This is a genomic window from Dolichospermum sp. LEGE 00246, from assembly GCF_015207865.1.
GTDB lineage: Bacteria > Cyanobacteriota > Cyanobacteriia > Cyanobacteriales > Nostocaceae > Dolichospermum > Dolichospermum heterosporum.
On sequence record NZ_JADEWA010000292.1, the window covers coordinates 1 to 6909 of the forward strand.

Genomic DNA, 6909 nt, shown 5'->3' on the forward strand with positions numbered 1-6909 from the left:
GATATGAAGTAATTAAATTTTTAAGTTTTTAAATTCGTAATTATACAAAAAATTACCCTATTTCTTTTTAATTTACTTAAGTAGGTTGGCATTGAAAATTGTCGTTATGGCAAGAGGCAAAGGGCAGGAGTGAAGAATCTGTGGGATTTTGATTTTTACAGTTCTAGACTCCGACTGGGAATGAGGATTGAGTTCAAAGCTGCCGATTTACTAAGGTAGCACTGGCTTGGTCAACTGGCATAAGTATGACTTCGTTAATATTAACGTGACTGGCTCTAGTGGCACAGAAAAAGATCACATCAGCTACATCATCAGGAGTTAGGGGGTTAACACCTGCATACACCTTTTTCGCCCGTTCTGTATCACCATGAAACCGGACTTGACTAAATTCTGTTTCTACCATACCAGGATCTACAGATGTCACTCGCACGGGAGTTCCTAAAAGGTCTTGTTTTAAGCCTTCAGAAATGGCTTTAACGGCGGCTTTTGTCCCACAATAAACATTACCCCCAGGATAGGTTTGATGTCCGGCGATAGAACCAATATTGATAACATGACCATGATTCCGTTCTACCATACCCGGTACAACATAACGGGTGAGGTAAAGTAAACCTTTGATATTAGTATCAATCATTTCTTCCCAGTCTTGAAAGTCGCCTTCTTGCAATTTACTTAAACCGCGACTTAAACCGGCATTGTTAATGAGAATATCAATATTTTTCCAAGATGAGGGTAAGTTAGCAATGGCTGATTCTACCGCCAAGCGATCGCACACATCAAGTTTTAATAAATGGATTTTCTCAGATGGAATATCTAACGAATTGGCTAATTGCTGTAACCGTTCCCACCGTCGTGCGGCTAAAATCAGTTTTGCACCAGCATTAGCAAAAATCTTGGCACAAGCAGCACCAATACCACTACTTGCACCAGTAATCAAAACAATTTGGTTTTGCATAGAAAAGTCCAGTAGGGGCGCAGGCCCTGCGCCCAAAAGTTAAATGCACCCAACAGTTAAAATAGTTATTACCCAGTCCCCAATCCCCTACTTCTTAACCACCTGTAACCGTTGAGTAATAATAGTCATATCTTCACCTCGGCGAATTACAGCGGAAATCCATTGAGGTCCGGGGGTAGAGGGTGCGCGTCCTATTTTGAAGAGTCCACCAGAATTGAGAAATTCTAAATTTGCAATTGTGGGGTTGAGGAGTTTGCTGCTTTGAATGGGTTCTTCTATGGCTGTTCCCAAGAGAAAATCTTCACCTAATGGTTCTTGGACAATGGCATCAAAACTATATTTTTCCCCAACTTTTACCTGTTGTGGTAATTTAATTTCTACTTGGGGTGGTTTACTGCCAGCGGTTAGTTGAGTCCGTTCTGATAGAATATCTTGCTGAACGATTTTTGCACCTGCGACTTTTTGCCGCGATTTAATTGTAGATTGCAGAGTTAAATTATTATTACCTGATGCTGGTAACCCGCTAATTGTGGTGACAGTATCCGCAATAATTGTATTGCCTTCCGATTTCCAAGATTCTAGCTTGGTTGTGTAACGTAATTTGGGATATCGTTTCCAAAGTCCTGTTAAGGCTTGTTCCATTGCTTTGCGATTCAAACCGTCACCATGAGTAAATGTAGGGCTATAAAATTCCATGACACCGTTCACATTACCTTGATTAGCAGCATTATTAATTTGTGTTAATAGGTTAGTGAGTGTAGCAGGGGCATTTCCGGGTTGACCAGCTTGTGCCAATTGCCAGGTGCTGGATAAACCAATTGCTAGTACACTGGAAATTAGGGAAATACTCGTGATCAATGTTTTGTTACGTTTCATTAATAAGGAGATAATTTTAGTCATAGGGAAGATTTTAGTGATTTGATGATACAAGATCAGGAATTTGTTTTATCTTAATGAAACTGGGAGATAAATGGTATAGTCGGGAATGGTAAATCCATCAATTAGATTACTCATAGCAGCTAGTGGGACAGGTGGACACTTGTTTCCGGCGATCGCATTGGCTGAAAAACTGCCAGAATACAATATTGAATGGCTGGGTGTGCCAAATCGGCTAGAAACTCAGTTAGTTCCCAAGATATATCCTTTAAATACGGTTGCTGTTGAAGGGTTTCAGCAAGGTTTGAGTCTTGGTTCTGTCCGCACCTTGTGGAAATTAATCAGTTCGATTCTTAAAGTTAGACGGATTTTGCAACAAGGAAAGTTCCAAGGAGTTTTCACCACAGGGGGTTATATTGCCGGTCCCGCGGTGATTGCAGCGCGTTCTTTGGGTTTACCTGTGGTTTTTCATGAATCCAATGCTTTACCGGGCAAAGTTACCCGATTTTTTGGTCCTTGGTGTAAGGCAGTGGCCATAGGATTTGATGTAACTACTCAATATTTACCTGGGACAAAAACTGTCTATGTGGGTACTCCTGTTCGTTCTCAGTTTTTAGATGAGTCTGTTAATAACACTTTAGATTTACCTATTCCTGATGGTGTGCCTCTAATTGTGGTGTTTGGTGGTAGTCAGGGGGCTGTAGCTGTCAATAAATTAGTCCGACAGTCTGCGGACGCTTTGTTTCAAGCCGGTGCTTATATTGTCCATTTAACGGGTGATAATGATCCCGATATTAATAGTCTTCAACATCCTCAATATATCGCCTTGGCTTTTTATGATAATATGGCGGCTTTGTTGCGAAGAGCTAATTTAGCTATTAGTCGTTCTGGTGCGGGTAGCTTGACAGAATTGGCAGTTTGCGGTACTCCAGCAATTTTGATTCCCTATCCCTTTGCGGCGGAAGATCATCAATCTTATAATGCGGCAGTATTTACTCAAGCTGGTGCGGCTTTGTCCTTTAAACAGTCGGATTTAACTTCAGAAATATTTACAACTCAGGTATTGAATTTGTTGCAGTCTCCGACGGAATTAGGGAAAATGGGAGAGAAAGCTGCATCGATCGCTGTTCCTAATAGTGCAGATAAATTGGCGACTTTGGTGAGAGAGGCGATCGAAAATTAATTATCATTAACTTAAAATAGTCATGGCTAAATTGTGAGCATTTGGTGATATGGCGCGGTAGGATAGATAATATCTCTCAGATTTGCAACAATCGTTTACAAGTATTACAAAGATACAGCAGGAGTCAGGAGTCACCGAGTCAGGAGTCAGGAGTAAAACTGGTTTGCTGTCTGGCTTTGAATTTAGATTCTGTACCTCATTAATCTGTAAGTAACACTCTAAAAGATTTACCAGCCGCCATAACGGTGGATTAATGGCTATATTTACATTGAACTAGGAAAATTGCGAACTTTTGTAGCGATAGTTTGACTTTTATGATGAGAGAAGAGGACAAAGGGCATTTTCTCACCATGATAAAAGCCTGTTGTCATCAGTTGCTGATATTCCCAATGTGACTAATTTGCTGAAATGGAAAATAATCACAACAGTTTGACGAAGCTAAAGAAGGAGAATCGGGGTTTGGGAATGGAACGGTGGAAACAAGACTTCAAAAATGACCTGATTGCTGGTTTGCTGGTGGTAATTCCCCTGGCAACTACAATCTGGTTAACAATTACCATAGCTACCTGGGTAATTAACTTTCTCACCCAAGTTCCTAAACAACTTAATCCCTTTGATGGCTTAAATCCGATATTAGTGAATATACTTAATTTACTGGTAGGATTAGCCGTGCCATTATTAAGTATTCTGGCTATCGGTTTAATGGCTAGAAATATTGCTGGGCGATGGTTATTAGATTTTGGTGAACGGTTATTACAAGCGATTCCTCTGGCAGGACAGGTATATAAAACTCTTAAGCAACTCTTGGAAACTCTCCTAAAAGATTCTAATGGTAAATTTCGGCGGGTAGTTTTAGTAGAATACCCTCGTCCGGGCATTTGGGCGATCGCATTTGTCACCGGCGCAATTAGCAATGAAATCCAAAGTCAAATATCCCGTCCCGTCATCAGTCTATTTATTCCTACTACCCCTAATCCGACCACAGGATGGTATGCAGTAGTACCAGAGGAGGATGTACTTAATCTCTCTATATCTGTAGAGGATGCTTTTAAGATAGTTGTGTCAGGTGGTATAGTCGCCCCTAATATTCAATCACTAGAGCTTTCTCCACTGTCAGCAGGATCATCTTTAGAAATACAACAGCGGGAAATTCCCGAAATAGAAACTCAACTCGATACCAACCTAGCAAAGTGAACAAAAAATAGATAAGCTAATTGTTCATCTGTGCTAGAACTCATATATTTTTCATCATCCCAACTGTATGCAACGTCGTAAACCCCAACAAATAGCCCGCGAATTGGCTCTGTTAAGCCTTAGCCAATTACCAATTAACCCCAAGAAACTGGAAACCCTATCAGACGAGCAATTAGTCTCTAAGTTAGTTTTAGGGGCAGTCCGTACCCTCACATTAGAGGTACAGGACACATTGAACAATGCCGCAGGCGAACTACAACGGAGTAATGATCGCCTATTAACTAGCGAAACGAGAGCCGCTGACTTAAATACGGCTAGAACTATGTTGAAAGAGGCAATTTCCTATACCCAAATAGCTATCAATCAATTAGGTACATCCGTTGATTTTCCTGAATTAATTCAGTTAGCTAATCAAGATAAGGAAGTTCGTAATTACGCTAAAGCTATTATTATTACCGTTAGTGAAAATCATCAAGCTATCGAAGAATATATTTCTCATGCTTTAGTAGATTGGCAAGTTACCCGTCTAGCCCAAATTGATAGAGATATCCTGCAAATAGCCACCGCAGAAATAAAGTTTATGAAAGTCCCCGACAGCATTGCTATTAATGAAGCTGTAGAACTAGCCAAACGGTACAGTGGAGAAGACGGACATCGTTTTATTAATGGTGTTCTCCGCCGAGTTAGCGAACAAAAACAACCTGTTTGAATTGGTCATTAGTCATTAGTAAGACCTTTATTCCTTATTCTTCTTTCTTAACACCTGAACTCCTGATGGCGCGGCGTGGCGTTAGCCGTACTCCTGAATGGGCGCAGGGCTTGCGCCCCTACCTCCTGATAGCGTTCACGTAGTGTGCCGAAGGCATAGCGTGGCGTTAGCCATACTCCTAAACTCCTCTAATTAAACTACAATGGCTTTTAATTGGTTTCGTCGTCCGAATAATGAATCTGCTGATACTCCTGAAACTCAAAATCAGGAGGAAACACCCGCAGTAGAAGCAACTGAAACAGAAACAACCGAACTAGATACGGCGGATTTGTTGGCTTTTGCTAAAGCTGCTTATAAAAATATTCAAGAAAAACAACAAATAGAACCAGAATCACCTGTAGCTGTTGAAGAAAATACTATTACTGAAGAAATAGTAGAAACTGAAGCAGAAGAAGAAACTGCACCGATAGAAATCGCCACAAATACAGCAGAAATTACTGAGGATGTTGTCAGTGAATTAGAAACAGCTAATTTATCTTTTTTAGAACGGGCTGCGGCTGAAAGAGAAGCTAAACAGGAGAAATTAATTGCTAGTGCGATAGAAACAGAGATTCCAGAAACACTGACAAACCCAACAGAAACAGAAGTCGAGATTCCAGAACTGGTGTTTGATGATGGGTTTAAGTGGTCAGCCAAGGTTTTAGCCGCCCAAGGGAGAAAAGCCGAAGATATTTCTCTAGAAGAAATTACTTGGTTGAAAAAACTGCGCCAAGGTTTAGATAAAACCCGACGGAATATTCTCAACCAACTCAAAGCAATTGTTGGTCAAGGACCTCTTAATCAAGCGGCTGTAAATGAAATTGAATCATTACTTCTACAGGCAGATGTGGGTGTAGAGGCAACGGACTATATTATTGCTGCGCTCCAGAAAAAAATACTTGCGGAAGTTACTCCACCGGAACAAGCGATCGCTTATCTGAAAGAAATTCTCAGAGGTATGCTAGATGCACCCCTGCAAAACCAAGATAAACCCAGCTTTGCACCGGAAAAAGATCAACTCACAATTTGGTTAATTACCGGAGTCAATGGCGCGGGAAAAACTACCACCATCGGTAAAATTTCTCACCTAGCCCAAAAATCTGGTTATAAATGCCTGATTGGGGCGGCAGATACATTTCGGGCGGCGGCTGTGGAACAAGTCAAAGTTTGGGGAAATAGAAGCGGTGTAGAAGTTATCGCCAATCCTGGGAAAAACACAGATCCAGCAGCAGTGGTATTTGATGCGATCGCCGCCGCCCAATCAAGAGAAACCGAACTACTATTAATAGATACCGCTGGGAGACTGCAAAACAAGAAAAACCTCATGGACGAACTCAGCAAAATCCGCAAAATCATAGATAAAAAAGCCCCTAATGCCCGCGTTGAATCCCTGTTAGTTCTCGATTCCACCTTGGGACAAAATGGACTGCGACAAGCTGAAGTATTTTCCCAAGCAGCACAACTCAGTGGCGTTGTTTTAACTAAATTAGACGGAACAGGTAAAGGAGGTGTAGCGATCGCTGTCGTCCAGCAATTAGGCTTACCTATCCGTTTTATAGGCGCTGGTGAAGGAATTGAAGATTTGCGTCCATTTTCTAGTTACGAATTTGTAGAAGCATTACTAAGCGGCTGATAACAAAAACCCCAGAAGTAAAACTTCTGAGGTATAAAGAGTTTTAGGAACGATTGAGAACAATAGCAATGTTGTGATCAGTTGGAGTAGGCAATCTTTAAACTGATCACAAAATAGCCTTGTCAGCATCTCAAACTAAGAACCTAAAAGCCCACAGGTCAACTACTTAAATACTCTAGCAGGGGTCTTTTTATCTCAGTAGCCAAGTTGGCATTTTTAAACTCTCAACTAGTAGTTCGTCAAATTTATTTTGACGGGTAATGATCAGAAAAAACTTCTGTTCTTCCCTCCCCTACCCCTGTCTCTTATACACATCTAAC

General features: G+C 41.0%; 6 protein-coding genes. 4 read left to right on the forward strand and 2 right to left on the reverse strand.

Annotated features, from left to right (window positions below; all coding sequences use genetic code 11):
• Window positions 1–193 precede the first annotated feature (193 nt).
• Window positions 194–955, reverse strand: coding sequence for an SDR family oxidoreductase (locus IQ228_RS17610; RefSeq protein WP_039201927.1), 762 nt, complete (start codon window positions 953–955; stop codon window positions 194–196).
• An 87-nt stretch (window positions 956–1042) separates the two neighbouring features.
• Window positions 1043–1855: a nuclear transport factor 2 family protein gene (locus IQ228_RS17615; protein WP_193963760.1), complete on the reverse strand. Its 813-nt coding sequence runs from the start codon at window positions 1853–1855 to the stop codon at window positions 1043–1045.
• Window positions 1856–1940: 85 nt separating this feature from the next.
• Between IQ228_RS17615 and murG the strand changes: the two genes are divergently transcribed.
• The 4 genes from murG (at window position 1941) to ftsY (ending at window position 6589) form a co-directional block, all read left to right on the forward strand.
• On the forward strand, window positions 1941–3014 hold the full coding sequence (murG, locus tag IQ228_RS17620) for an undecaprenyldiphospho-muramoylpentapeptide beta-N-acetylglucosaminyltransferase (RefSeq protein WP_193963761.1): 1074 nt from the start codon (window positions 1941–1943) through the stop codon (window positions 3012–3014).
• 408 nt (window positions 3015–3422) lie between these two features.
• Window positions 3423–4208 carry a DUF502 domain-containing protein gene (locus IQ228_RS17625; RefSeq protein ID WP_027403720.1) on the forward strand — a complete coding sequence of 262 codons (786 nt, stop codon included), beginning with the start codon at window positions 3423–3425 and terminating at the stop codon, window positions 4206–4208.
• A gap of 67 nt (window positions 4209–4275) precedes the next feature.
• Window positions 4276–4917, forward strand: coding sequence for a transcription antitermination factor NusB (gene nusB, locus IQ228_RS17630; RefSeq protein WP_027403721.1), 642 nt, complete (start codon window positions 4276–4278; stop codon window positions 4915–4917).
• A gap of 202 nt (window positions 4918–5119) precedes the next feature.
• A complete protein-coding gene (gene ftsY, locus IQ228_RS17635; protein WP_193963762.1) occupies window positions 5120–6589 on the forward strand; it encodes a signal recognition particle-docking protein FtsY in 1470 nt (489 codons plus the stop codon).
• Window positions 6590–6909: the final 320 nt, after the last annotated feature.